Annotated in this window: 23 protein-coding genes; 17 read left to right on the top strand and 6 right to left on the bottom strand. The window is 35.7% G+C overall.

Annotated features, from left to right (window positions below):
- Window positions 1-15: 15 nt before the first annotated feature.
- The 4 genes from coaBC to JDW14_07965 are packed head-to-tail and all read left to right on the top strand — an operon-like array spanning window position 16 to window position 3,735.
- On the top strand, window positions 16-1,236 hold the full coding sequence (coaBC, locus tag JDW14_07980; protein QQD65223.1) for a bifunctional phosphopantothenoylcysteine decarboxylase/phosphopantothenate--cysteine ligase CoaBC: 1,221 nt from the start codon (window positions 16-18) through the stop codon (window positions 1,234-1,236).
- A 15-nt stretch (window positions 1,237-1,251) separates the two neighbouring features.
- Window positions 1,252-1,761, top strand: a complete 510-nt coding sequence (locus JDW14_07975) for an N-acetyltransferase (GenBank protein ID QQD65222.1) — start codon at window positions 1,252-1,254, stop codon at window positions 1,759-1,761.
- 4 nt (window positions 1,762-1,765) lie between these two features.
- Window positions 1,766-2,497: an ABC transporter ATP-binding protein gene (locus JDW14_07970; protein ID QQD65221.1), complete on the top strand. Its 732-nt coding sequence runs from the start codon at window positions 1,766-1,768 to the stop codon at window positions 2,495-2,497.
- Window positions 2,494-3,735, top strand: a complete 1,242-nt coding sequence (locus JDW14_07965; protein QQD65220.1) for an ABC transporter permease — start codon at window positions 2,494-2,496, stop codon at window positions 3,733-3,735. The genes JDW14_07970 and JDW14_07965 overlap by 4 nt, the downstream gene beginning before the upstream one ends.
- A gap of 45 nt (window positions 3,736-3,780) precedes the next feature.
- On the opposite strand, the gene JDW14_07960 is transcribed toward JDW14_07965, so the two are convergent.
- A complete protein-coding gene (locus JDW14_07960) occupies window positions 3,781-4,335 on the bottom strand; it encodes a hypothetical protein (GenBank protein QQD65219.1) in 555 nt (184 codons plus the stop codon).
- 162 nt (window positions 4,336-4,497) lie between these two features.
- Between JDW14_07960 and JDW14_07955 the strand changes: the two genes are divergently transcribed.
- The 4 genes from JDW14_07955 to lysS all read left to right on the top strand — a co-directional run bounded on the left by JDW14_07955 (window position 4,498) and on the right by lysS (window position 8,598).
- Complete coding sequence (locus JDW14_07955; protein ID QQD65218.1) at window positions 4,498-5,187, top strand: zinc metallopeptidase; 690 nt, start codon at window positions 4,498-4,500, stop codon at window positions 5,185-5,187.
- 243 nt (window positions 5,188-5,430) lie between these two features.
- Window positions 5,431-6,627, top strand: a complete 1,197-nt coding sequence (locus JDW14_07950) for a 50S ribosome-binding GTPase (protein QQD65217.1) — start codon at window positions 5,431-5,433, stop codon at window positions 6,625-6,627.
- Between the two features lie 28 nt (window positions 6,628-6,655).
- Window positions 6,656-6,841, top strand: a complete 186-nt coding sequence (locus tag JDW14_07945; GenBank protein QQD65216.1) for a hypothetical protein — start codon at window positions 6,656-6,658, stop codon at window positions 6,839-6,841.
- Window positions 6,842-7,092: 251 nt separating this feature from the next.
- Window positions 7,093-8,598 (top strand): lysine--tRNA ligase, encoded by a 1,506-nt coding sequence (gene lysS / locus JDW14_07940; GenBank protein ID QQD65215.1) that lies wholly within the window; start codon window positions 7,093-7,095, stop codon window positions 8,596-8,598.
- Window positions 8,599-8,669: 71 nt separating this feature from the next.
- Here lysS and JDW14_07935 read toward each other — a convergent pair whose 3' ends face one another.
- Window positions 8,670-9,611: a helix-turn-helix transcriptional regulator gene (locus tag JDW14_07935; protein ID QQD65214.1), complete on the bottom strand. Its 942-nt coding sequence runs from the start codon at window positions 9,609-9,611 to the stop codon at window positions 8,670-8,672.
- Between the two features lie 552 nt (window positions 9,612-10,163).
- Between JDW14_07935 and JDW14_07930 the strand changes: the two genes are divergently transcribed.
- The 5 genes from JDW14_07930 (at window position 10,164) to JDW14_07910 (ending at window position 14,321) form a co-directional block, all read left to right on the top strand.
- Window positions 10,164-11,258 carry a hypothetical protein gene (locus JDW14_07930; GenBank protein ID QQD65213.1) on the top strand — a complete coding sequence of 365 codons (1,095 nt, stop codon included), beginning with the start codon at window positions 10,164-10,166 and terminating at the stop codon, window positions 11,256-11,258.
- On the top strand, window positions 11,255-12,112 hold the full coding sequence (locus JDW14_07925) for a hypothetical protein (GenBank protein ID QQD65212.1): 858 nt from the start codon (window positions 11,255-11,257) through the stop codon (window positions 12,110-12,112). The genes JDW14_07930 and JDW14_07925 overlap by 4 nt, the downstream gene beginning before the upstream one ends.
- A complete protein-coding gene (locus tag JDW14_07920; GenBank protein QQD65211.1) occupies window positions 12,109-12,951 on the top strand; it encodes a hypothetical protein in 843 nt (280 codons plus the stop codon). The genes JDW14_07925 and JDW14_07920 overlap by 4 nt, the downstream gene beginning before the upstream one ends.
- Window positions 12,952-12,974: 23 nt before the next feature.
- Window positions 12,975-13,622: an ATP-binding cassette domain-containing protein gene (locus tag JDW14_07915; protein ID QQD66538.1), complete on the top strand. Its 648-nt coding sequence runs from the start codon at window positions 12,975-12,977 to the stop codon at window positions 13,620-13,622.
- 108 nt (window positions 13,623-13,730) lie between these two features.
- Entirely contained in the window at window positions 13,731-14,321 is a 591-nt protein-coding gene (locus JDW14_07910) for a Fic family protein (protein QQD65210.1), read from the top strand.
- Between the two features lie 66 nt (window positions 14,322-14,387).
- On the opposite strand, the gene JDW14_07905 is transcribed toward JDW14_07910, so the two are convergent.
- The gene (locus tag JDW14_07905; GenBank protein ID QQD65209.1) at window positions 14,388-16,148 is read right to left on the bottom strand and encodes a flavocytochrome c; all 1,761 of its coding nucleotides are present in this window, start codon (window positions 16,146-16,148) and stop codon (window positions 14,388-14,390) included.
- Window positions 16,149-16,546: 398 nt separating this feature from the next.
- Between JDW14_07905 and JDW14_07900 the strand changes: the two genes are divergently transcribed.
- Complete coding sequence (locus JDW14_07900) at window positions 16,547-17,197, top strand: DivIVA domain-containing protein (protein QQD65208.1); 651 nt, start codon at window positions 16,547-16,549, stop codon at window positions 17,195-17,197.
- Between the two features lie 142 nt (window positions 17,198-17,339).
- On the top strand, window positions 17,340-18,920 hold the full coding sequence (locus tag JDW14_07895; GenBank protein QQD65207.1) for a peptide chain release factor 3: 1,581 nt from the start codon (window positions 17,340-17,342) through the stop codon (window positions 18,918-18,920).
- Between the two features lie 67 nt (window positions 18,921-18,987).
- On the opposite strand, the gene JDW14_07890 is transcribed toward JDW14_07895, so the two are convergent.
- The 3 genes from JDW14_07890 to JDW14_07880 form a co-directional block, all read right to left on the bottom strand.
- A complete protein-coding gene (locus JDW14_07890; GenBank protein QQD65206.1) occupies window positions 18,988-20,709 on the bottom strand; it encodes a ribonuclease J in 1,722 nt (573 codons plus the stop codon).
- 2 nt (window positions 20,710-20,711) lie between these two features.
- Entirely contained in the window at window positions 20,712-20,927 is a 216-nt protein-coding gene (locus JDW14_07885; GenBank protein QQD65205.1) for a DNA-dependent RNA polymerase auxiliary subunit epsilon family protein, read from the bottom strand.
- Window positions 20,928-21,151: 224 nt separating this feature from the next.
- Window positions 21,152-23,302 carry a hypothetical protein gene (locus tag JDW14_07880; GenBank protein QQD65204.1) on the bottom strand — a complete coding sequence of 717 codons (2,151 nt, stop codon included), beginning with the start codon at window positions 23,300-23,302 and terminating at the stop codon, window positions 21,152-21,154.
- Between the two features lie 533 nt (window positions 23,303-23,835).
- On the opposite strand from JDW14_07880, the gene tadA reads away from it, so the two are divergent.
- Both tadA and JDW14_07870 read left to right on the top strand, forming a co-directional pair.
- Entirely contained in the window at window positions 23,836-24,837 is a 1,002-nt protein-coding gene (gene tadA, locus JDW14_07875) for a Flp pilus assembly complex ATPase component TadA (protein ID QQD65203.1), read from the top strand.
- Window positions 24,791-25,867, top strand: a complete 1,077-nt coding sequence (locus tag JDW14_07870; protein ID QQD65202.1) for a type II secretion system F family protein — start codon at window positions 24,791-24,793, stop codon at window positions 25,865-25,867. The genes tadA and JDW14_07870 overlap by 47 nt, the downstream gene beginning before the upstream one ends.

Below are 25,867 nucleotides of genomic sequence, written 5' to 3'. Positions count from 1 at the left end.
ATGAGGAGAAAACCCATGTTAACAGGAAAAAAAATTGGATTGTTTATTACTGGTGGTATTGCTGCCTATAAAATGGCAGAATTATCTCGTCAATTCATCAAAAAAGGGGCAGAAGTTCGTGTGGTGATGTCGCAAGCCGCATGCGAATTTATCACTCCATTGACTATGCAAACATTGACCAAGCAGCCAGTGTTAGTCGATGTGTTTGATGAAAAAGACCCCGCCACAGTGCAGCATATTCATATGGCAGACTGGTGTGACTATGTGGTAGTAGCCCCAGCGACTGCTAATAGTATAGCGAAAATGGCACAAGGCATTGGGGACGATATTGTTTCAACCACCTTACTCGCTGTTCATTGTCCACGATTGATTGTGCCAGCGATGAATTCCAATATGTACTTAAATCCAGCGACGCAACGAAATTTGGCACAGTTAAAGGAAGACGGTTATGATGTGATGACACCGGATACTGGTTTTTTAGCTGAGGGTTACAGTGGTATTGGACGTTTGCCTGAATTGACGGCGATTGTCGAGCAACTCGAATGGTTGATTGCGAAAACGACTTTGCCACAAGTATTGAACGGTAAAAAAGTAGTTATATCAGCTGGGGGTACACGTGAACGCATTGACCCAGTGCGTTATATTTCCAATGATTCGACAGGGAAAATGGGTTACGCAATGGCTCGTGCTGCACGTGATTTGGGTGCGAATGTGACGTTAGTGTCGACAGTACCACAATTGACAACACCACAAGGGGTGACAGTTCACTATGTTGCTAGTGCACAGGAAATGATGAATGAAATGGTAACTCAGTTGGAGCAACAAGATATTTTCGTGATGACAGCAGCCGTCAGTGATTATCGTGTCGCAGAGATTGCTGAACAAAAAATTAAAAAACAGGCTGGACAGCAAGGCTTGCAATTGAATTTAATTGAGAATCCCGATATATTAGCCCATTTAGGACATCACAAAAAGTCAGGACAATTAGTTATTGGCTTTGCTGCTGAAACGCAAGACGTTGAAAATTATGCAATGAAAAAATTGGCGAAGAAACAAGCTGATTGGATTATTGCCAATGATGTATCAAGAAAAGATATTGGATTTAATAGTGATGCAAATCAAGTGACCTTGATTAGTCGACATCAAGAGCCAATCACGTCGCCTTTTGCAGACAAATTATCCTTGTCACACTATATTTGGCAAATGATTATGGCGAGTGAAACAGAAAATAAATAAATTTGGGGACAATGAATGAATATACGACCAACTAGAGTTGAAGAAATTGAGCAGTTACGAGCATTATTTGAACAAGGACGGCTTTACCAAGTGGCGACTGGTAATGAAAATCAGTGGGTAAAAGGTTATCCTAGTGCAGATTTATTACGAGAAGATATGGCTCAAAAGGGTAGTTATGTGGTGGCAGTTGACCGAGAAATTGTGGGAAGTTTCTTTCTGCTGAGAACACCTGACCCAACTTATGCGATGATTGAACAGGGACAATGGTTAAATGATGCGTCTTATGTTACGATACATCGCTTAGTAACTGTGCCGAATAAAGGAATCGGTAAAGCTATTTTACAATGGGTTATGGCTCAGTATGATAATGTAAGAATTGATACGCATGAACAAAATAGTCCAATGCGTCATGTGGTAGAATCACTTGGCTTTCAACATTGTGGCATTATCTATTTAGCAAATGGCGACCCACGAGTGGCGTATCATTGGACAAAACTACAAGAAAACCTTGGAGAAATGGAGTGACAAAATGGCATTAGAAGTTAAAGCAATGGCGAGTGGTTATCGCAATGTTCCGGTACTACAAGATATTAACTTTTCAATTGAATTAGGTGAAATTGTAGGGCTGATTGGATTAAATGGGGCTGGGAAATCAACACTATTAAAAACAATTTTAGGATTATTAAAACCATTAAAAGGGGAAATTGCCATTAATGGTACAACTATTTTTGAAAATCAACAACAATATGCACAACAATTGGCATATATTCCTGAAACACCTGTATTGTATGATGAACTAACATTAAAAGAACATCTTGAGATGACAGCTTTAGGCTATGATTTGCCGATTGAAGTGGTGATGCAGCGTGCTGAACCTTTATTGAAATTATTTCGTTTAGATAAACATTTAAACTGGTTTCCGATTCATTTCTCAAAAGGTATGAAACAAAAGGTGATGATTATTTGTGCCTTTGTGACCGATGCGAAAGTTTTAATTATTGATGAACCATTTTTAGGATTAGACCCACTGGCAATCAATCACTTTAAAATGTTAATGCAAGAGCGAGCAGCAGCCGGAACAGCGATTATTTTCACTACACATGTTTTATCGATTGCTGAACAATTATGTCATCGTTATTTGATGTTGCAAAATGGACAGCTAGTAGCCAGTGGGCAATTAGAGGCACTGCAAACGCAACTTAATCTTCCGAATGCAACGCTCGATGAATTGTATCTTGCAATGACGGAGGCACTAGTATGACGAGTTTATTAGACTTATGGTCAAAGCGATTTCGACAGTTCAGTAAAGAAATAGGTAAATATAGCCGTTTAATCTTCAATGACCATTTTTCCTTTATCTTATTAGTGATGATTGGGTTTCTATTATTTTTCTATCGTGAACAATTAATGGTATTAAACCAAATGAATTATGATGTCATCAAGTGGCCGATTTTAGTTGTATCAATGGGATTATTAGGGCAATTGAGTTTGTTTGGGCGACCATTGTGGTTGATGAACGAAGCAGATAAGAGCTATGTCTTTGTACAAGGGGAGCGTTGGCGTCAATACTGGCGAAAAGGGTCATTAGTTGGGTTGATACTACCGATAATTGTTAATGTTGCATCCGTTGTAGTATTATATCCATTTATTAAAGTAGCGACACATTGGTCCACAGCAGAACTGAGCATCTTGGTAATCTTACAACTTTTGTTAGTCATTTGGAATCATGGGTTATATTATGTGACGATTTTTAAGCCGACTGATAAGTTGCGTATGTGGAGTAGTCTTATTTATAGTATTTGGCTAGTGCTGTTTAGTGCTTTTTTGCCACAGTATGCACTTATCGTGACACTGGTTATCTTCATAATCATTGGTGTGGCGAGTATTTATTGGTTTTGCCGTCAAGTATTTGATTGGCAATCGTTTGAATATGCAGTGGAAACAGACCAAAAACGACAAGCAACTTTTTATAAGTGGATTGCATTTTTTGCTGATGTTCCAAATCAACGACCGGTTATTCGCACACGACACTATTTTAATGGATTAATTCAGCGATTAAGTCATGGTACAAAAAATCGTGACTACTATTTATTAGTGCGTGTATTGTTCCGTAACCATGCTTTTAGTGGAATTTGGGTGCGTGTATTAGTATTTTTTAGTATTTTAATGTTCCTAACTCAAAATCACTATTTAATCATGGGGTTGGGAATTGTGAGTTTTATGCTGACCATTGTGCAATTATTGCCGATGATTGAATTGTATGAAGCTAATCCATTTCAACTGATTTATCCGCAAGTCCAACAATCGCAATTGACGGCACTGTTAAAAGTCATGCGTATTGTTATCTGCTTGCAATTGCTGCTCTTTAGTATCATTGCTGGTGTGAAATTTGGTGCTAGTGCGAGTTTGGTGATGATATTGGTAAGCTGGATACTTGCAGCAATCGTATTAGTAGAGGGGTATGTGCGTTTTTGGTATCAAAAACAACAGAAAAAATAGAAAAAGGGTTGTTGGTATTTGCCAGCAGCCCTAAAATTGTATCGATTAAAATTTCTTTTTCGGATGTTTGTCGATGACTTCGGAATGATTGTTGAGCAGTGTTTCACCTGCTGGGGTTAACGCATATTTGCGAATGGTGAAGTATGTGGATAGTTCTTCTTCGGTGAAATGTGTTCTAATCAGTTCTTCTAATTCATGTTTTTTCAGCTTTGTTAATCCTGAAATATTTTTATCTTTTAAGTAGGCTTTGAGTTGACCAGCAGTTTGAAAATCCAATGAGTCAAAGGCACTTAGTTCAATGACATAACCATTCTGTATTAAAACGTCCATTTCTTTTTTCGCATCGATTCCGTAACTGTACTCGAAATATTTTGAAATTGTCGTTTCATTAGTATATGTACCGAATTGGACTCGCCAAAGAATGATGATATGACCTGGTAGATATCCCTCCTCGAGACGCATCATATTGCGTTTAGGTACGAGTTTGTTACTCGATGTTTTTACTTCATTTAACCAGCTTTCTAAATCACGATTCGGATTAATATAGGGCATTTCTTGATGTTGAGCATACAACGCTTTTATTTGTTCATTTATATTCATTTTAACACCTCAATTCCATTATACTGCAACTTTAGTACGATGACACTTGTTCAGACTTATTTTAAAATAAAAATGTGATATAGGTTGCAAAAGATGAAATGCCGACTGAACCTTGTTATAATAAGGATACAGTAAGATTGCAAAGAAAAGGAAGTGGACGCAATGTATGGTTATGGATTTGATAGTACATATTTTTTAGTGATTATTGGTGCATTATTAGTGATGTATGCACAAGCAAAAGTAAAATCAACATTTAGTAAGTTTAGTGAGTGGGAGACGACGAATCGTGTGACAGGACGCCAAGCAGCTCAAACTTTATTACAAGCAAGTAATATCCATAATGTTCAAATTGAACATATTCAAGGACATCTATCTGACCATTATGATTCACAAAATAAAGTGCTGCGTCTTTCAGATGCGACAGACAGAGAAACATCAATTGCAGCTGTTGCTGTTGCAGCACATGAATGTGGACATGCCTTGCAAGATGCTGAAAATTACGGCTTTTTACGGTTACGCAATGCCTTTGTTCCGATTGCGCAGCTCGGTTCAAATTTAGCGATGCCACTGTTAATGATAGGATTTGTATTAAATGTTTTTTCACTTGTTTGGGTAGGAATTTTGGCTTTTAGTGCAGCCTTAGTATTTCAGTTGATTACATTACCAGTTGAATTTGATGCGAGCAAACGTGCACTTGTCATTATGGAACAATATCATTTAGTAGAACCAGATGAAATTCCAGCAGCAAAAAAAGTATTGAATGCAGCTGCTTTAACTTATGTAGCTAGTACATTGAACAGTGCCTTAACACTTTTACGTTTTGTATTAATGGCACAACGACGCCGAGACTAAAATATAGTGTGAGTGAGGTCGTAGAAATGCTTTTGCATTTCAAGAGCTATGCGAAGTGGACGTCATTTCAGCTCAGTGGAGCCGGAATAAAATAGTGCGACAATGAGCGTTCTGAAATGAACCACTGGAAGAAGTCATCGGCGTGCGATTATCGCACAGAGAAGACTTCTGAAGTGGACGTCATTTCAGCTCGGTGGAGCCGGAATACCATAGTACAAGTAACCCAAAAAGGAGCAATGATGAATGAAGTTATGGCAACAAATTGCTAAACGGAAAGTTGACCGAACATTAGCGACTGATTTGTTAGATAAAGCAAAGAAAGAAGTAGAGAAAATGCCACCGATTAATATTTTAGTTGCTGGTAAAACAGGGAGTGGTAAAAGTACTTTAATCAATGCCTTATTCCGTGATAATATCGCCAAGACAGGTGTCGGAATGCCGGTTACGCAACATGTTGAGCGTCTAACAAAAGATGGTGTTCCGTTAACCCTTTATGATACAAAGGGATTGGAATTAACGGCAAGTAGTCAAAGCGAAGTGCTGACGAGTTTAGCGCATCTAATTAAAAATCAACGTGCATTAGGCGAAGAAAAAGCGATTCATATTGCTTATTATTGTATTAATGCAACAATGGCTCGTATTGAACCACTAGAACTTGAGATTATTCAAGCATTAGCCAAGGAAGTACCAGTTATTTTGGTATTGACTCAGTCTATCGGTGAGGATTCGAAACATTTTTATCAATATATTAAGGAAATGGCATTGCCAGTCCAAGCAGTCGTGCCAATTTTAGCGAAAGAATATGTGATTGCGAAACAAACTAAAATCGCTAGTTATGGTCTGCAAACATTGATTGACTGGACATTAAAAGTAGTTCCGTCTAAGGCACACCAGGCTTTTATCAATGCCCAACAAATCGATATGGAACGAAAGGTCACTAGTGCGAGAAGTTGGGCGAAAAAATATGTTACTACTTCATTCGGTGTTGGATTTATGCCAATTCCAGTATCCGATGCGACAGTTTTAGTACCAATGCAAATTACTATGTTAGGTCATATTACGGCTATCTTTGGTTTATCGCTAGACAAAGCTCAAATTGTGAGCTTATTAGCGGGTATTGGTGGTACAGGTGGTGTGACCATGTTAGGTAAGTATATGGTAGGTAATATTTTAAAATTATTTCCTGGTGCAGGAACAGTTGCAGGTGGTGTTATTAGTGGTGCAACGGCAAGTAGTTTGACGATTGCTCTAGCATATAGTTATATAGAAGTATTGCGTCGCATTTCTGAGGCTGAGCAAATGGGACATGACTTGAAATTAAGTGAATTACAACGGTTAATGAATCAATCATTAGAAGAACAATTGAAAGTAGCTTCTCAATTTATTCCGACAGCCATGAAAGACCAATTACCAGAATGGCTACATGGATTTCTCGATTAAGAATCAAATATAGAAAGAAGAAATGAATATGAAAATTGCTAATATCATCTATTTTATCGCCGGTTTAGTATTTGTAGGTATGGCTATCTATAATTATGTGAATGCAGATACATCATCAGCTAGTTTCGACGCTGTTTTTGGGATTATCTTTTTGACATTAGGAGTTAAAGGAGTACCGAAATTCAATTGGAATCAGAAAGATGATAAGAAGTAAATAATCTCAACACTACCGTATCAATCGCTTTTCTAAGATTGGTACGGTAGTATTGCGTTCGACTATTAATAATAATCAAAAACACAAAATAATTTTTCAATAAATCATGTGACTTTTAGCTAATTTTACGATAAAATAATGCTATGTGTATCAAGAAGAAAGCATGTGCGTGATAAGTAAAGTACGCACTGATAGGCTAAACTTGGCTGAAATAGCTGAATCATGAAATAATCAATAGGAGTGACGGACACGTGAGCGAACACGAAATTCAAGAAACATTAAATGACCAATTAATTGCCAGACGTGAGAAAATGGCTGAAATGGAACAAACAGAAGGTGTACATCCTTTTGCTGCTGGTTTTAGCAGAACGCATACATCAAAACAAATTATTGATACTTATGACCATTTAGAGAAAGCAGCGATTGATGAAGGTGAAAAAATCATCGTATCAGTAGCAGGACGTCTAGTGTCAAAACGTGGAAAAGGTAAAGCAGGATTTGCGCATATCTTAGATATGGACGGCAAAATCCAATTATATGTACGTCAAGACAGTGTTGGAGAAGTAGCTTATCCATGGTTTAAAGTGGCTGACTTAGGTGATATTGTTGGAGTAACAGGTTACCTATTCAAAACGAATACAGGTGAATTATCTGTATGGGCAACTGAATTTATTCCATTGACGAAAGCATTACGTCCATTACCAGATAAATATCATGGTTTAACAAATGTTGAACAACGTTATCGTCAACGTTACTTAGACTTAATTAGTAATGAAGAAAGCCGTGCACGTTTTATTAATCGTTCTAAAATCTTACGTGAAATTCGTCATTACTTAGATGAATTAGGTTACTTAGAAGTGGAAACACCAACTTTACATAACTTAGCGGGTGGTGCGAGTGCGCGTCCATTTATTACACACCACAATGCGTTAGATATGGAATTATACTTACGTATCGCTTTGGAATTACACTTAAAACGTTTAGTTGTCGGTGGTATGGAAAAAGTTTACGAAATCGGTCGTGTGTTCCGTAACGAAGGAATTGATACAACGCATAATCCAGAGTTCACGATGATTGAAGTATATACAGCTTATACTGTATATACAGATATTATGGATTTAACAGAAGGTTTAATTCGTAGCGTGGCTGAACGTGTATTGGGTTCTGCGACATTAGAGTATAATGGCCAAACGATTGAGTTAGGCAAACCTTGGGCACGTCGTCACATGGTAGACTTAATTAAGGAAGCGACTGGAGTAGACTTCTGGCAACCGATGTCTTATGAAGAAGCAAAAGCCTTAGCGAAAGAACATCATGTAGAAGTGAATGACCATGACAATACAGTGGGACACATTATCAATAATTTCTTTGAAACACACTGTGAAGAAAAATGTGTACAACCAACATTTGTATATGGACACCCAGTGGAAATTTCACCATTAGCACGTAAAAATGAAGAAGATCCACGCTTTACAGACCGTTTTGAGTTATTTATTGTCGGTAAAGAATATGCGAATGCCTTTACGGAATTAACAGACCCAATCGACCAACGTGAGCGTTTTGAAGCACAAATCGAAGAGAAAAATGCTGGAAATGACGAAGCGCACCCATTAGATGAAGATTTCTTAGAAGCACTAGAATATGGTATGCCACCAACCGGAGGTTTAGGAATTGGTATCGACCGTTTAGTAATGTTACTAACTGATTCACAATCAATTCGTGACGTGTTATTATTCCCAACATTGAGAAATGTGTAAATATAATATTAAATACCCCTTATCAGATAGTTCGATACTATTTGATAAGGGGTATTTTTTTGCTAGTGACATTATTGATTAGTGTCTAGACCTAATGAACTGCAATGGTTCGTTTCATGGGCTCTAGAAGTATATTGTTCGATTTTGTGTTCAGAGCGATTGATATATGGATACAAGAATGTATTGTTTTTTAATTCTGCAATAAATCTTGCTTTCTTTAAATAATCTGTTGCAATATCAAATTTTTTAAGTGAAATAAAGTTTTCGGTCAAAAGGTGATAGATAGAATCTACGTATTTTAAATTTTCGGTGTGTGTAGATAAATGCAAAGCCCTTTCGGCATAAAAATTGGATTCAATAATATCATCAAGTATGGCATAAGTACGAGCTAAGCCGTATAGTAGTTTAATTTGTTCAATAGTATAGTTACTCTGAGATTCAATTAGAGCAAATGCTTCTTTACGCAATTCAATACCGAGTTCATATTCCTTTTTATCAATGAGATAAGTTGCTTTAGAATTTAATAAGTTAAATTTTAAATTATAGGTGAAAGGATTTAAAGCAACTTCATCGTCTAATAAGGATAGTGCTTCTTCACAAAGTTTAAGAGCTAAATCATAATTATTATAGTTTTGTGAAGCTACGATAGACTCTATCCATAAAAGGTACTCTTTATTAGTTTTTACGAAGACTTGGTCGTCTGAAATTTCTCTATAGTAAAGTTCTAAATCATGGTATTCATTCTTATCTAAGAAACGATTAATCTTTTCAAGAAATTTTGGTAAGGTTGAATGAACGGCATTAGCTGCTTCATCAACTTCGCCAATTAAGAAACCGACACTTATCCCTAATCTGTTCGCTAATTGAATGATGACATCTAGGTCAGGTGATATTTCATTTTTTTCAATTTTTGAGATTAAACCTTGGCTACAAATTCCGTCGGCTAAATCTTTTTGAGTCATATTCTTTTTTTTTCGTAATGTTTTAATTCGTTCGGCGATATTTACTTTCACTCGAAATCTTCCTTTCGACTAGACTAATGTTATTATATCCTTAATATAAGGGGTTAAACAAGAGATAAAGTAGGTTTGAGATGCTCAGTTAATAAAATCTGAATGTGTTTTTATATACAATTGTTTTTTTTTTATTGAATTTATAGTAATATGTGATAAAATATAGTTAATTTAACAGAAATTAAGCTTGATATATTTTTTTAACTTTTTAATTATAGCTAACAATAAAATATTGTTTAATATAGATTGTCATAAATTCTCTTGTAATGAAAAAATATAACGCATATGGATAAATGTAAGGGGTTTAAAATAAAAGGAAAGGAGTGAAAATGATATTTTTATCTGCTAATGTAACTATTCATTGTAATTAATCCAAGAATAAGGTAGACATATAATACTGGTGGGACTTTGTCGCTATCAAAAAGCTGTTCTTTAGATATACAGATTATAAAGAAAGCGTTTTTTTGACACAAAAGAAATATTTGTTGGGTGTAGTATCAGGAGTTTGGGCACCTGATGTATGGTGCTATATTTTTTTATGGGGGTATCAGTATGAAAAGGATTCTTTTGCTCATCGCCATATTTTTTGTCACAGGGTGTAGTGAAGAGAAAAACAAAGAAGATAGTTTTAGTGAAAGACCAAGTACGAGTTCAGAAGTAGCGAAGCAAGAAAATGATGTCCAAAAAATTAATGATTTATTCTCTATAACGGATTCAGTATTGAAAGAATATACAGATAAAGCCTTTAATATGTATAACATTACAGAAGTATCTTATGATGAGAATTTTTATCGAGAGTTATTTTCAAATTTATATGGAGAAAACTATTCTTTTGAACAAAAAATTGGAGGGCAGGAGAGTGTATATTTTGTTAATTCTGCAACACGTTTAATAAGAATAGAGCAATTGAGTAGGAAATTAGCGATTTTTAATACTTTGCATCCAACCTCAATGCATTGGACTGCGAAAGAAATTATTTATCACAATCAAGCAGGCAACATTGAGTTACCACAAATTCCTGAAAATAATCCTACAATTGTTCAGGGAAAACAGTTGATTGAAGATTTTTTAAAACATAACTTTAATGTTGAAAGTGTTGATATGACTTATGTTTATTGTGATAAGCCAGCGATAGAAGCATTTGCTGAAATATATCAAAATATGGAATCGGCAAAAGAAGATAAGGGATTTAACCTTTCATCTGATGAACCGTTTGTTTACTATAAGGTAACGCCTAAAATTGATACATTTAATATTTTGGGGTCTAGCATCATCAGTGAAGACGACGGTAAAAATGCTATTTCAGGTACTGTCATGGAATTTGTTGTGAAAAATTCTAGAATAGAAGAGTTTCATATAGTTAATTTATATCCTTTTGATACGAAAGCCAGTCGACAAGTGAGTATTACGCAAGAGGGATTATTTAATAATTTAAAAACAATTTTAGAAAATCGTTTTACAGATGAGCCAGTTGTGATTGATAAGGTTGAATTAGAATATCTACCTATTATTGATACGCAAAGAGAACAATATGAATACAGACCGACTCTAGTATTGTCGACATCTGCTAATAATTCAAATAATGAAAGATTCCATTTTTCACCTCTTTATATTGACATCGAAACCGGAGAAGAGGTGACAAGATGATACGTTTTATAAAAGAAAGTCTACTTCATTTTATTAAATCACATTTGTTTATTGGGACGATTATGGTATATGCAATATTTCTATATTTGAGGTCGATACAAGAACTCAGTGTTGCGACTGAACATGGGCTATTTTATTTTTTAAACTTTATGATGAAGTTAGACGGTGTTAGAGTTGTTTTAATATTAATCTTATGTTTTCCTATGGGAAGATTGTATAATTCGTGTTGGAATTCTGGAGCAGCGTTATTCCAACTCTATCGCTTAGGCAAAAATAAATTCATCATTGCAATGATTTTCACCGTTATTATTGGAACTTCATTAGTAACACTGCTATCACAATGCGTATATAGTGGCTTGGTATTATTAACGCATACACCGTTGGGAACGAACACTTCGGCATTAAATAACGAGGTGTTGAATGGAGGGTTTCGTACCTTGCTGACAGGTAATCATTTGGACGTCTTAATGTATTATTTGATTATTTTTAGTCAAAAGATATTTGAAGCAGTCTTTTATAGCTTGTTGACATTGATTATTTCAATTAAGGTGAGAGATAACTATATTATTTGTGTCGCTCCAATGGTATTACATAATCTAATCAATTTAATGGAAATACCGTATGAACGAATGCACCCACTTGTCATTATGTTGTTACCACAATCTGTTTTTGACCCAAACTTTACTTTTGAAAGAATTGTCTTAGAGGTTTACTCACAATGGTATTTTAATGCAGTGGTCATTATTATTCCAATAATTTATTTGCTGATTTTCTCGATAATAACATTCTTTATTATTAAGTGGTTACTGCAAAGTGAAATGTCTCAATTAGGTAAAGTCGAGGTGATAAGATGAGAAATAAACGGTTTAATTTACTAAAACAATACTTACAAGACAATATCTTTTCGTTCAAATATTTGGCTGCTATTTTATTTGTATTATCTTATTTAATGCCCTTGCTGTTGCAGTTAAACAATGCGTCAACAACTGTTGGACTAAGAATGCACTTTGCTGGAATATTTTTCTTGTTAGTAGATTCATGGAATGGAATGGTCTTTTTCTTAGGATATTTGATTGTTATTTCAAATATTCCTTTTAAGCAAAATATTCAAAAACAAGTGCTAATTAGAATGGGAAAGCTCCGTTGGCTATTCAATCAAATTGCGTACTTGATTTGTACGGCAATCATTTATTTTGTGACAGTAATCGGGTTAATGGCGATTATTTTATTTAATTCCATTGGATTCTTTTCAAATTGGGGCAAATTTTTAGGTGGACTGAGTAGGGCGGACGGTTCATTGAGTCAAATTGTACCTTATAGTTTTTGGGTTTCACCGAAAGTAATTGAAGCGTATAGTCCTATGCAGTATCTATTGATAGCATCTCTAACGATTATCAGTATTTTAATACTATTTGGATTCATCGTGTTTGTCGGCAATTTATATGTCAACTTTCTAGGTTTTTTATTAGGTGGGATTCTATTGTTTTTCGGCATATTTGCCTATGCGAGTCAAGGTTTCTTCCTTTATTATGCTTCGCCACTGACGTGGATTGCGATTCATATTATTGCGTTGGATAATTATTCTAAGTATCCAACGTGGTGTTATGTGATTGTATTTATTGTGACTGGGATTGTGTTAATGCTCGGTGCAACGCTATATAAAGGAAAAAGTAATGGGAATTTTGATTATTAAACAGGATAGGGAGGTCATCGGTGTTGGAACCATTAATTCAAGTGCGAAATGCGACTAAGTATTTTAAAAAGAAACGGATTTTCGAAAAGGTCAATTTAGAAGTGACAAAAGGCGAAATTATCGGAGTAGTCGGAAAAAATGGTAGTGGGAAGACGATTTTGTTCAAAACGATTTTAGGATTTCTACCATTGAATGAGGGGGAAGTAATCGTCAATGGACAAATTGTTGGCAAAGATGTGGATATTCCTAAAGATATTGGTATTATGATTGAAAATCCTGGTTTTTTGTATAATAAGTCAGCCTTTGATAATTTGAAATTACTGGCATTAATCAATAATAAGATATCTGACTACGAGATTAATGCAGCGATTGAGCAAGTGGGATTAGATTCTAATAATAAGAATCATGTTTCAACTTATTCATTAGGAATGCGACAACGGTTAGGTATCGCACAAGCCATTATGGAAAAGCCGTCTGTTTTGATATTGGACGAACCCTTGAATGGTTTGGATAGTTCTGGTGTAAGGGAGATGCGTCAAGTATTGATTGATTTGAAAGAATCTGGGACGGCAATTTTATTAACTTCGCATAATAAAGAAGATATTCAAGTGTTATGCGATAAAGTGTTTAAATTTGAAGACGGATTCTTATTAGAAGAATTGGAAATGTAGACGATAAGGGAGTATGTAATCCTACAAGCAGTATGGGTTTGTAGGATTGTTTTTTGTTTTCATGTGGTATAATGAGTGAGTAAGAAACAATGTGAGGGGTGAGGTAGATTGGATAATGAAAGACAGTTTGATGAATGTTCCAAAGTGCGAGCGTTAAGATTATGGGACACAGGAGAATTTGATAGAATTGAAGTTGGAACGTTTGAAGGGTTACGACAAATTCATGAGCATTTATTTTATGATATACCGGGATATAATGCAGGGAAGTTGAGAGAAGTGAATATCTCAAAAGATAATTTTTTATTTGCTTCTGCTTTGTATTTACCCCAAGCTGTTAAAGCAGTTGAAGATTTACCACAACAAACATTTGAACAGATTATGGATAAATATATTGAAATGAATATTGTTCATCCCTTTATTGAGGGGAATGGACGGGCTACTCGATTATGGCTAGACCAAATGTTGAAACAAGAATTGAATGTCTGCGTGGATTGGCAATTAGTTGATAAGCAAGAATACCTTGATTTTATGCGACTAAGTCCAACCAATTCAAAATATATTACTCAATTACTTCGGTCTGCTTTAACGGAACAAATACATAATCGAGAGATATTTATGAAAGGGATTGACCAATCCTATGCTTATGAATCATCGAAAGCACAAGACTTATCTAGTCTAATATCACATGATGAGATGTAGCATTAGTGAAGAAAACCCGAATAGAAATGCTGATTGAGCAACATTTCTATTTGGGTTTTTTCTTTACTATTCTTTAACAAATTCAGCAGCATTTTTACCAGCGATACGTCCGAATACGGAAATATCAGCCATTGCTGAAGAGCCTAGACGGTTAGAACCATGAATACCACCAGTTACTTCACCAGAGGCATATAAACCTGGAATCACTTCGCCATTTTCATCAATTACTTGTGCTTCCGTATTGATTTTTAAACCACCCATTGTGTGGTGAACGGCAGGGCCAGCTTTAAGCATGTAGAATGGACCTTGTTCAATTGTCCAACCTAACATACGAAGATTCCATTCTGGGTCTTGGTTATTTTTAGAATTTTCATTGAAATTCGCAACAGTTTCTTTTAATTGTTCTTTATCAATACCAAAATGGTCAGCTAATTCATCTAATGTATCAGCTTTGTAAAGTAAGCCACGTTCAAATAAACTTTCTGCTTCAGCAGGGTGTGAATGAATTGTTCCTGTTTTTTCAGAAGACGCTTCGTCCCATACAAGGTAGCCAACATAATCTGTTTGTTGTTTAATCGCTAATGAAATAGCACGACGTGTGTCTAATTCTTCAACAAAACGTTTACCCTCTTTATTGACTAGTAGAGCACCACCGACTAGACGAGTGTCACCAACGTAAAGTAATTTTCCTGTTTCTGTATCACAGATAGGGTATAGTTGGATTTTATCCATTCCGACTGTATCAGCGTTTAATACTTGTGCCATTTTAATACCGTCACCAGTAGCCCCTGGAGAGTTAGTAGTTAAGACATGTTCATCAACTTCAGGGTCATTTTCATAAAGCATTTCTTTGTTAGCTCCGAAACCACCTGATGCTAAAACGACAGCTTTTGCTTTTACTGTAAGGATTTTAGTTGGTGTTTCAACTTTTACTCCTACGATTTTACCGTTTTCAGATAATATTTCTTTAACATTGTGTTCAGTTAATACTGGAATACCTAATTCTTCTGCTTTAATTTTATATTTTGAAATTAATTCATTACCTGTATGTCCCTCAGGAATTAATGAACGTTTTACTGAATGTCCACCGAAGAACATTAATTGATCTAACCAGTTAACACCGATTTCATCACGTAGCCATTCAGCTGTTGCTGTTGCATTTTCTGCGACAACTTTAATTAATTCAGGGTCGCCACCAGCAGCTTCAATGTCTTTCGCAAAGTTTTCTGGAGAATCTTCGATTCCCTCTTTGGCTTGTAACCAGTTGCCAGGAGCAGCATATTCACCACCAGAGATTAAGGTGTTACCACCAACCACTGATAATTTTTCAAGTAGGACAACATCTGCACCAGCTTGTTTTGCGGTTACTGCAGCAGCAAAACCACCACCACCAGCACCAACAACTACGATTTCTGTTTCCATTGTTTCTTCTGTTTTTTCAGTTACTTCTGCTTTTTTACCTTTGAATGACTCAATATCACCACCAGCTTGTTCAATTGCTTTTGCTAAGGCAGTAATAAAAGCGTTAGAAGTTAATGACGCACCGGATACAGTATCAAGTTCAATTGATTGATTATTAATCGCTTCTTCAACTAAACGATTGATTGCTTCTTCACCTAATCCACCAGTTTCACCATGTTGAGTTTGGATATCGATGATTTTACCGTCTTCAAGTGTTACGGTTACAGTGACATCGCCACCATTTCCTTTCTCGGTAGCAGTACCTGTTTCAGCTGCAAGTACATTGTTTAATGGAGCATTTAAAAATAAAAATACACTCGCAATCATTAATATGGCAGCTGATAAAATTTTTGAAATATTTTTCATTTACAAAAATCCTCTCCTATTTTATGTTCTGGATATCATTGCCTTTAAAACATCCAGATGCTATTCTAACACTAAAGTTTGTATGAGTATACACAAACAATATAAAATTTTAATTAAAAAAAGTAGAATCACTCATAATCTACTCATAATATTTATATTCATTATAATTAATAACAATTATTTTTTTGTTTATAGTGTGTAGAATGATTGTTATAATGGGAAAAGAATGAGTTTGTGAAAATTAAAATAATGATGAGTAAAGAAAGGATAAATTTTGGTTTGTTGAGCTGTTTTCACTATGATTTTTATTAAAAAAAGGGTGCGAAAGCCTAGTTTTTTTGTTAAAATTAGAGTGTTAGGTGTCAGTGAGATAGAATAAGTAGAGAGTGGGTTATGATATGCAATTTTCAAACAGCTTGTTTGGATATAATAAAGTTCAAGTCGACCAAGCCCTTAAAGAGAAAGAAAATCAAATTTCAGAATTACAACAACAATTATTAGCTTTACAGGGGCAAGTAGAAGATATCCAAGCACAGTTATCACATTACATTCAAATGGAACAAGCTTTAAAAGATGGTATTGTTGATGCTCGTATGATGGGGAATAAAATTGTCGAGGAATCGAATGTTGAAGCCGAACGTATTTTACAGCGTACAACTGAACAAGTAGAGCAATATCAAGTTGAGTTTACAGAGCAGAGTCATGAGTTAGTGGATTCTGGGCTTCATATTCGTGATGCATTAAAAGATATGAAAAATGAAATGCTAGATATTATTGAAAATTATCGTGAGTTATTGGATAATACTGACTTTGATGCATTATATCCAGATGACCAAGTGGTGCGTTTTAAACATCAGATACAAGACTTTGAAGATTTTGATTTAATGGCAAAAAAAGAACCGAAAAGGAAAACATGGGACAGTTCGAGTATGACTGAAGAGGAAAAAAAAGAGTTAGAAAAATTAATTCATGAGGTTATTGGCAACGAAAAGTCTGATGAAAAAAAGGGACTTGAATCAAAGTTAGTTCAATTTGCCAAAAATAGTTAGAATTTAGATAATACAGTAGAGGAGCTGTGCTGAGCACTGCTCTTTTCTAATGCAAAATATAGAGAGCTAGAATAAAATAGTTTGATTTGTCTTGAACCATTGGAGAAAGGCAAGCCAATCAAAGTTAAGTTAGGAGATTATAATGAGTTTAGATATAAAAAAAGAAGTGAATAAGCGTCGTACATTTGCGATTATTTCGCACCCAGATGCCGGTAAAACAACTATTACGGAGCAATTATTGCTATTTAGTGGGGCGATTCGTGAAGCTGGGACAGTAAAAGCGAAAGGAAAACAATCGAAAAAGTTCGCAAAATCAGACTGGATGGAAATTGAGAAACAACGTGGGATTTCGGTGACGAGTTCGGTAATGCAAGTCGATTATGACGGTTATCAAGTTAATATTTTGGATACACCGGGGCACGAGGATTTTTCAGAGGACACGTATCGTACATTAATGGCAGTAGACGCAGCTGTCATGGTAGTCGATTCTGGTAAGGGGATTGAGCCACAAACGAAAAAATTATTTGAAGTATGTAGTATGCGTGGGATTCCGATTTTTACCTTTATGAACAAATTAGACCGTGACGGACGTGAGCCGTTAGAATTAGTAGCAGAGTTAGAAGAAGTGTTAGGTATTAATGCTTATCCGATGAACTGGCCAATGGGTATGGGGAAAGGCTTATTAGGTTTATATGATATTTATAACCAACGTGTAGAATTGCGAGGAGTTAATGATGAAGATGACAGCTATATTCCATTAGATGCTGACGGTGAAGCAGAGGGAGACCATGCATTTAAACACTCGTCTATTTATTCGCAAGCATTGGAAGATGCTCAATTATTATTAGAGGCTGGTAATGAATTTGATAAGGAATTAGTGGCTAAAGGGAAACTGACACCCGTATTTTTTGGTTCGGCTTTAACCGGATTTGGTGTGCAAACCTTTTTTGATGCCTTTGTTGACCTAGCTCCAGCCCCTGCACCTGTTGAAACGGTAACGGAAGAAGTGATTGAGCCGACAGACCAGAATTTTACAGGATTTATCTTTAAGATTCAAGCTAATATGAACCCTGCACATCGTGACCGAATTGCGTTCATTCGTATATGCTCCGGTCTATTTGAAAAAGGAATGAATGTTACATTGGGCCGTACAGGTAAGACTTTGCGAATGGCACATACGACACAATTTATGGCAGATGCACGTGAGGAAGTGCAAGAGGCAGTTGCGGGTGATATTATTGGTTTATATGATACTGGTAATTTGCAAATTGGGGATACTTTATATACGAGTAAAGCGAAAGTGGAGTTTAAGCCATTGCCACAATTTACACCAGAATTGTTTATGAAAGTCAGCCCTAAAAATGTTATGAAACAAAAATCATTCCACAAAGGAATTGAGCAATTAGTGCAAGAGGGTGCAATCCAATTATATAAAACTTACCATACGGAAGAATATATTATTGGAGCAGTGGGGCAATTACAGTTTGAAGTGTTCCAATATCGTTTATTAAACGAATATAATGCAGAAGTGGATATGACACCGATTGGCAATAAGATTGCTCGTTGGATTGATGAAAAAGATTTGAATCCCAATATGTCAAGTAGCCGAAATCTTTTAGCTCGTGACCGTTTTGGTAAGCCTGTATTTTTATTTGAAAATCAATTTGCAGAAAATTGGTTCAAGGATAAGTATCCTGATGTGAAATTGCATCAATTATTATAGTAACAAAAAAGCGAGGACACCGTTGTGGTATCTTCGCTTTTTTAGTTCACCTTAGTCGGACTAAGTGTTATTTTTTCTCATCAGTTTCAAGGGGTACACGTTTGCGAACACCTTTATTAATGTCTAATAGTATCGGTAATACCATTGGTTTGCGTTCTGTACGCTCATGAATTAATGGATAAATTGTATCGAAAATCGTTTCACGTAGCTGACGTTCAGAAACGGTTGGTTGCGATAAGGCACGATAAATTGCTGCACGTAATTCAGACTGGATTTCATTTACTAAATCGAGTGACTCACGCATATAGATAAAGCCACGTGACATAATATCAGGGCCACTCACTAATTGTTTAGCAGTATAATCAATCGTTGCTGTGACAATCATTAAGCCGTCTTCAGATAAAGTACGACGGTCACGCAATACGATACTACCAATATCCCCAATGCCACTACCGTCAACATAGACATCTTGTGCTTGGAAATTTCCAGCAATGCGTGCAGAATTTTGTGTTACAGCTAATAAATCCCCATTTTTCATCACGAAACAATTTTCTTTTGGAATACCTGTTTCTTGTGCAAGTTCAGCTTGAATACTTTGCATACGAAATTCACCATGAACTGGCATGAAATATTTTGGTTTCATCAAGCGTAACATTAATAATTGTTCTTGTTGACCACCATGTCCAGAAGTGTGAATATTGTTCACTTTCCCATGAATGACATTAGCACCTAATTCAGTGAGTCGATTGATGACACGATTGACGCTTAGGGTATTTCCTGGAATTGGTGAACTTGAAAAGATGACAGTGTCATCAGGTTGTACAGTAATTTGACGATGTGTCCCGTTCGCAATACGGCTAAGGGCTGCCATTGGTTCGCCTTGAGAACCTGTACAAAGAATAATTAATTTTTTGCTGTCGACAGTGTGCATATCACGAGCGTCGACAAATAAATCTTGACCGTCTGTATCAATATACCCAAGCTCACGACCAGTTTTAATGGCTGATTCCATACTGCGACCAAAGACAGCAATCTTACGTCCAGTTTCTTTTGCTACTTCAACAACTTGCTGTAAACGAGATACGTTTGATGCAAATGTTGCAAAAATCACACGTCCCTCAACGCCTTGAATAATATTTTTGATTGAGCGACCTACTACTTTTTCAGATTTGGTAAAAGTAGGGATTTCGGCATTGGTACTATCACCTAGTAAGACCAGTACCCCCTCTTCTCCAATACGAGCCATGCGATGTAAATCAGCTGGTTTACCTACTGGCGTGAAATCGAATTTGTAGTCACCAGTAAAGACGATATTTCCAGGAGGTGTTTTAATTACGACACCGTATGCTTCTGGAATACTATGTGTCGTAAGGTAAAAACTCACTGTTGTTTTTTTGAAACGCAACACACTCGTTTCGTCAATTTCAGTAATATTTGCATCACGTAATAATCCACGTTCGCTTAATTTATTACGAATTAAGGCACTCGCCAATTTTCCTGCGTAAATCGGTACATTCAGTTGTTGTAATAAGAAGGGTATACCACCGATATGGTCTTCGTGGCCATGGCTGATAATAAGTGCAGATACTTTATGTTTGTTTTGTAAGATATATTGAAAATCAGGAATCACATAATCAATTCCTAGTAATTCATCTTCTGGAAACATGACGCCACAATCTAAAAGGATAATTTCATCTTGAAATTGGACACCATACATATTTTTTCCAACTTCACCTAATCCTCCTAATGCGAAGACGCCTGTTTCATTGTTTTTCAATGATACGGACATAATTAAAACTCCAAGATTTCAAAATCAGGATTGTGTTCACGCTCATATTCTAAATGAGCATCTGAAATTTCTTGTAAATATTCAATGCTGTATGGTGTATTTTTATCGAATTTTTCACGTGCCTCTACTTTGTTGTCAGCTTTGATATAAAGTGATTTTGTGTTCTCACGTAATGGGACTTGCGTTTTTGTTTCTTGATAAGTTGCTTTAAAAATCATTTGATAGACTCCTTTATTTCGTTAACGAATTGATTGGTAATGGTAGTAAGATGCAGTAATCTGATGAATACTACTACTCTTAAGCTGCCATTAGCCACTACTGCTTTCATTTTAACATAATTCAAGGGTGAAGTATAGAAATCGGATATTTTTTCTCGATAGTTATAAGTGTAATGAAAACATAACAATATCCACTTACTCTGGTGGGTAAGTGGATTGATAGTTTAATGTATGGAAATCAATTGATAAGTGTTTTCTGTATTATCGGTAAAGGAATCCCATTTAGAATCCGTCATGAGTTGAAGTACGGATTCTTTGTTTTCGCCAAGAGTTACTTTGATAGCTTCATTATCAAGAGTGTAATGGACATTTTCTAATGCCACTAATTTAATATTTTCACCGAGTTGTTGCACCAAGTGGTTGTAATGATTAGTCGCTTCTTTCGATAATGAATTGATATCGGGATTAGTGTTAACACCGTCTTTATTATCCCAAGTTGATATATCCGTATCTTTGCTAAATACCAAATACAAGCGTTCGAAGTCAAATAGGTAGCCTAATTGATTGTCAGTATTTGAGATATAACTTGCACTTTGATATGGTAATTTTTGTAAATCAGCGACTTTAAAGCGATAAGCATTTACTTTATCATTTTGGATTACGGACCATACTAAATCATTATGAGCATTTGGCACTTTATAATAAAGTGTTCCCTCGATTGTTTCCTGTGGCTTAGCGGTCGCAATATCATCAAAAACAGTCATTGATTCTGTATCCGATTGTTCGGATTGGACACGATACGTTCCAGGTTCTAAGGTAGTTAAATTATCATCCTTAAATTGTAGTGCGTTTGAATGATTCGCAAGTATCATTTGTGGAGCGATAACATCTTCTTTCGATTGATTTGTGAATTGATAATGAATGCCCAATAAATAGTTATCGGATTGATTACCAGCTTCACCTGGTACTAAAAGATAAGTGTTGGTAATTTTAAATTCGCCCTCATTAAAACTGAATGTTTGGTTATCTTTAAGAGTGAGATAGTTTTTATCAGTTGAAGTTTGATGAGCGGTCAATTTTTCTTGATTCTTTTGTATTTTCTCTAAACGAGTTTGGCGTGTTGTATCATCGGGGTGATTATCCCCTGTAAAATATTCTGGATATAAATTTGTAAAGAATGAAACGACGGTGTAGAAGTCATCGTATGTCGTATGAGTCATGAAAAATTGAATCGCTACTTCATAAAAGGCACTCTTAGGAATTTTATCAATGATTGCTTGTTGGAACACCGCTGATAAAAAGCTAGGGATTCTTTTATCAAGACCAGTTGCTTTTACTTTTTCAATGGCTTCTTCTCGTGTTCTAGGTGCTGGGCTTTCATTTAATTCTTCCATATCTGTATATAATTCAGGGTGCAATGATTTGAATACGGCTAATTGAGTACCATAATCGCCTCCTGTTTGAAGTTTCATGGCATGAACGACAGCAGCTTCAAAAAAATCATCATCGGTTAATTGACTGAGTTTGTCAGCAGAGATACTGCTTAATTTAAGGACATTATCTTTCATGGTTTCAGCTGTACCATATTTTGTTACATATTCAATGGCTTCTTCTCGTGTTCTAGGTTTTAGACTTTCATTTAATTCTTCTGTGTTGATATATAACTCAGGGTGCAATGATTTGAATACAGCTAATTGAGTACCATAATCACCTCCAAGTGGGTTTTTCATGGCATGAACAACAGCAGCTTCAAAAAAGTCATCATCTGTTAATTGGTTGAGTTTTCCAGCAGGGATACTGCTTAATTTAAGGACAGTGATTTTCATTGCTTCAGCTTCATCGGATTTCTTCACACGAGCAATGGCTTCTTCTCTTGTTAATTCCGAAACGCCCTCAGTTGCGATATTTTCCTTAAAAAGACCAATTCTCTGAGCCAGTTCTTTATTGAGATGACTACCATTTCCGTCATCAAGTCTTTCTTTCATTAAAACTTCTAGGGCATTAAATTCATTGTTGATAAATTCATTGAACTTATCAGCCTCTATACTAAATTTCTTGTCCATTATATTGAATGCACGTAACATGGCACTGGTAAAGACAACGGCATGTTCTCTATATGCTTGGTAGAAGATATTATCCATATACATGGTTCTACCAGCTTGGCTAGCATAACGCAACCAATCTTCTGCTGGTATCATGTTAAACTGTTCATCTCTAATAGGCCCTTGTTGGGTCATGACTTGATAGATTTCTTCGATTGTGGTGGACTCTTGAGCGTGCACCGAAGTTGTTGAGTGACTGATAATCGATTCAATCGGTACAGTAAGGCAAGACAATAGCGTTAAGCTGGACATAAGTAACATACGTTTTTTCATAATAATCCTCCTATATTTTTTTCGGTGCATTGAGTAGTTCGATAATAATATCAGTTTGAATACATCAATTAAGCTAAAATAATTAATAGTAAACTTTCAATGATACATTTAGTGCCTTTATTTCTCTCTCCTTTGCTCTAATTGTACATGGTAATATAAAAACGCTTTAATGTAATCTAATTGTAACTCTTTTGTCATCTTTTGTACATGTTTATATTTTTGATTTTCCAAGATTTTTTTATGACTTTTTTATGAATTTGTGCTGATGCGAGTAAAATTGCACTCGATTTCTATCAATAAAGTATTGTAAAAATTGAATAATGCTTGTTATTAGCTTGTTTCTAAATTAGATTTATTTAAAAAAGTAAATATCATTATTTTCGTGTATTTATCAGTGATTATAGGATGATGTGCGCGGGAGTGTTTTGGCTTGCCCCACTAGAGTAAAAATTACTGGGGCATTTAGTACTCAAAGTGATTTGCGAAGTGGAAGTTATCTCAGCGCATTGGAGCCAGAAGAGGAGGGAGTGTGAATGAAATCAGCGATTGAAGAAGATGTTCAGCAATTGATAAAAGATGCAGTAGAAAGCAATGTTTCCGATATTCATTTATTGCCAGTTAATCAGCATTATGTATTATATTTTCGACAATTTGGAAAGATGACATTTTATGCAGAACGAGCATTGGATTGGGGCAAGAAATTGATTAGCTACTTGAAATTTTTAGCGAATTTAGATGTAGGTGAAAAGCGTAAACCACAATCGGGTGCAATACATTACCAAATGGCGATTGGACAAATTGAGTTGCGGTTGTCGACTATTACGAATATTGATTTAATCGAGTCATTAGTGATTCGTGTGATACATCAGAAAAAGCATGAACAAAATAATATGAATGTCTTTTTTCCAAATGATGTAATGCGACTGAATCGATTGGTGCAACGAAAGAGTGGGTTAATTTTATTTTCGGGGCCAGTCGGTTCTGGAAAAACAACGACTATTTATCATTTATTGCGAAATCGTATGGCTGACGAAACGCTACAAATTATTACAATGGAAGACCCAGTCGAAATTATTGAACCACAATTTCTACAAACAGAAGTGAATTATCGTGCAGGGGTATCTTATGAGCAATTAATTAAAGCAGCTTTGCGACATCACCCAGATATATTATTGATTGGTGAAATTCGTGATGAAGAAACAGCTAAAATGGTAATACGTGGAGCGTTGACAGGGCATTTAATGATTGCGACGATTCATGCGAAAAACACATTGGGTGTGATAGGGCGTCTGCAAGAATTATCGGTGACGACGCAACAAATTCAACAGACATTAATTGGCATTGTCTCACAACGATTAATTCCTAGCTTTCAAGAGCAACGCTATGCTTTATTTGAAATATTAGAGGGGAAAGCGCTGTATGCTGCATGTCATCAACAACCGATGACGTTTCGGACATTGAATCAACGATTGAGAAAGGCGTGGGCGAATGGCTATCTTTCAACAAAAAGCTATTACCAATTTGAAATTATTTAGACGCCGACCGATTTCTAAATTACCTGCAAAAGCACATGCGTATTTTTTACGGACTTTGTACGAATTATTGACAGAGGGATTTTCGTTAAATCAAGCACTGGTCTTTATGGAACTGTTAATGCCGAGTTATCAACCATTGATTCATACATTGGTATCGACATTAGAATCTGGTAAAGGCATTGAAATAGGTTTGCGTCAAATCGGCTACTCCCTCGATATTGTCGCACAACTCTATTATGCACAAAGGCAAGGTCGCTTTTATGATGCCTTACTTTCGAGTGCTAATAAATTAGCAAAAAGTCAAGAAAATAAAACGAAAATAATCAAGGCATTGATGTATCCATGTGTGATGTTTATATTTTTGATTGCATTATTACTAGGAATGCGTCTGTTCTTGTTGCCACATATTATTAGTTTTATTTCGCAAAAAACATTTGACTCAAATATATTAGTAAGAGTATTAATTTTATTTTTTACATATTTACCACAATTGATGTTGGGCGGTGTCGGTTTGGTGATAGTTGCGTATTTGTTTTTCGATTTATATTTAATGAAGCAATCGTATATTTATCGGCATAAACTATTGCTCAAAGTGCCGATTGTACGGCAGTGGGTTCGCAGCTATTGTACATATAAATTAGCAGATAGTCTGGGACATTTCATTGGTGGTGGCTTTTCGATTCAGCAGACCATTGACTTTATTGTGCAATATCCGATTGACCCATTTTTAAGTGAGTTGGCATTGCATTTGCAATTAGGATATCAACAAGGAGAGTCGTTAAGTGACACGTTAAATCAATTGCAGTTATTTCGTACGGAGTTTGGAATGATTGTTTACCAAGGTGAATTAACTAGCCAATTACCGACCAAGTGTTTAGTCTATGCCAGTAAGATTTTGTCGGATATGTTAGAAGATATGGCGAAAAAATTGACGTATTTACAGCCGATTTTATTTATAGTGATTGCTGTTATGGTTATGGCGATGTATTTATTGATGATGTTACCGATGTTAACTATGGAAGGTTTATAA

It is taken from the genome of Aerococcaceae bacterium zg-252 (assembly GCA_016237705.1).
Classification (GTDB): Bacteria; Bacillota; Bacilli; order Lactobacillales; family Aerococcaceae; genus Globicatella; species Globicatella yangjingiae.
Note: the sequence above shows the minus strand (reverse complement) of the source record. Positions and strands in the feature narration are given on the sequence as shown.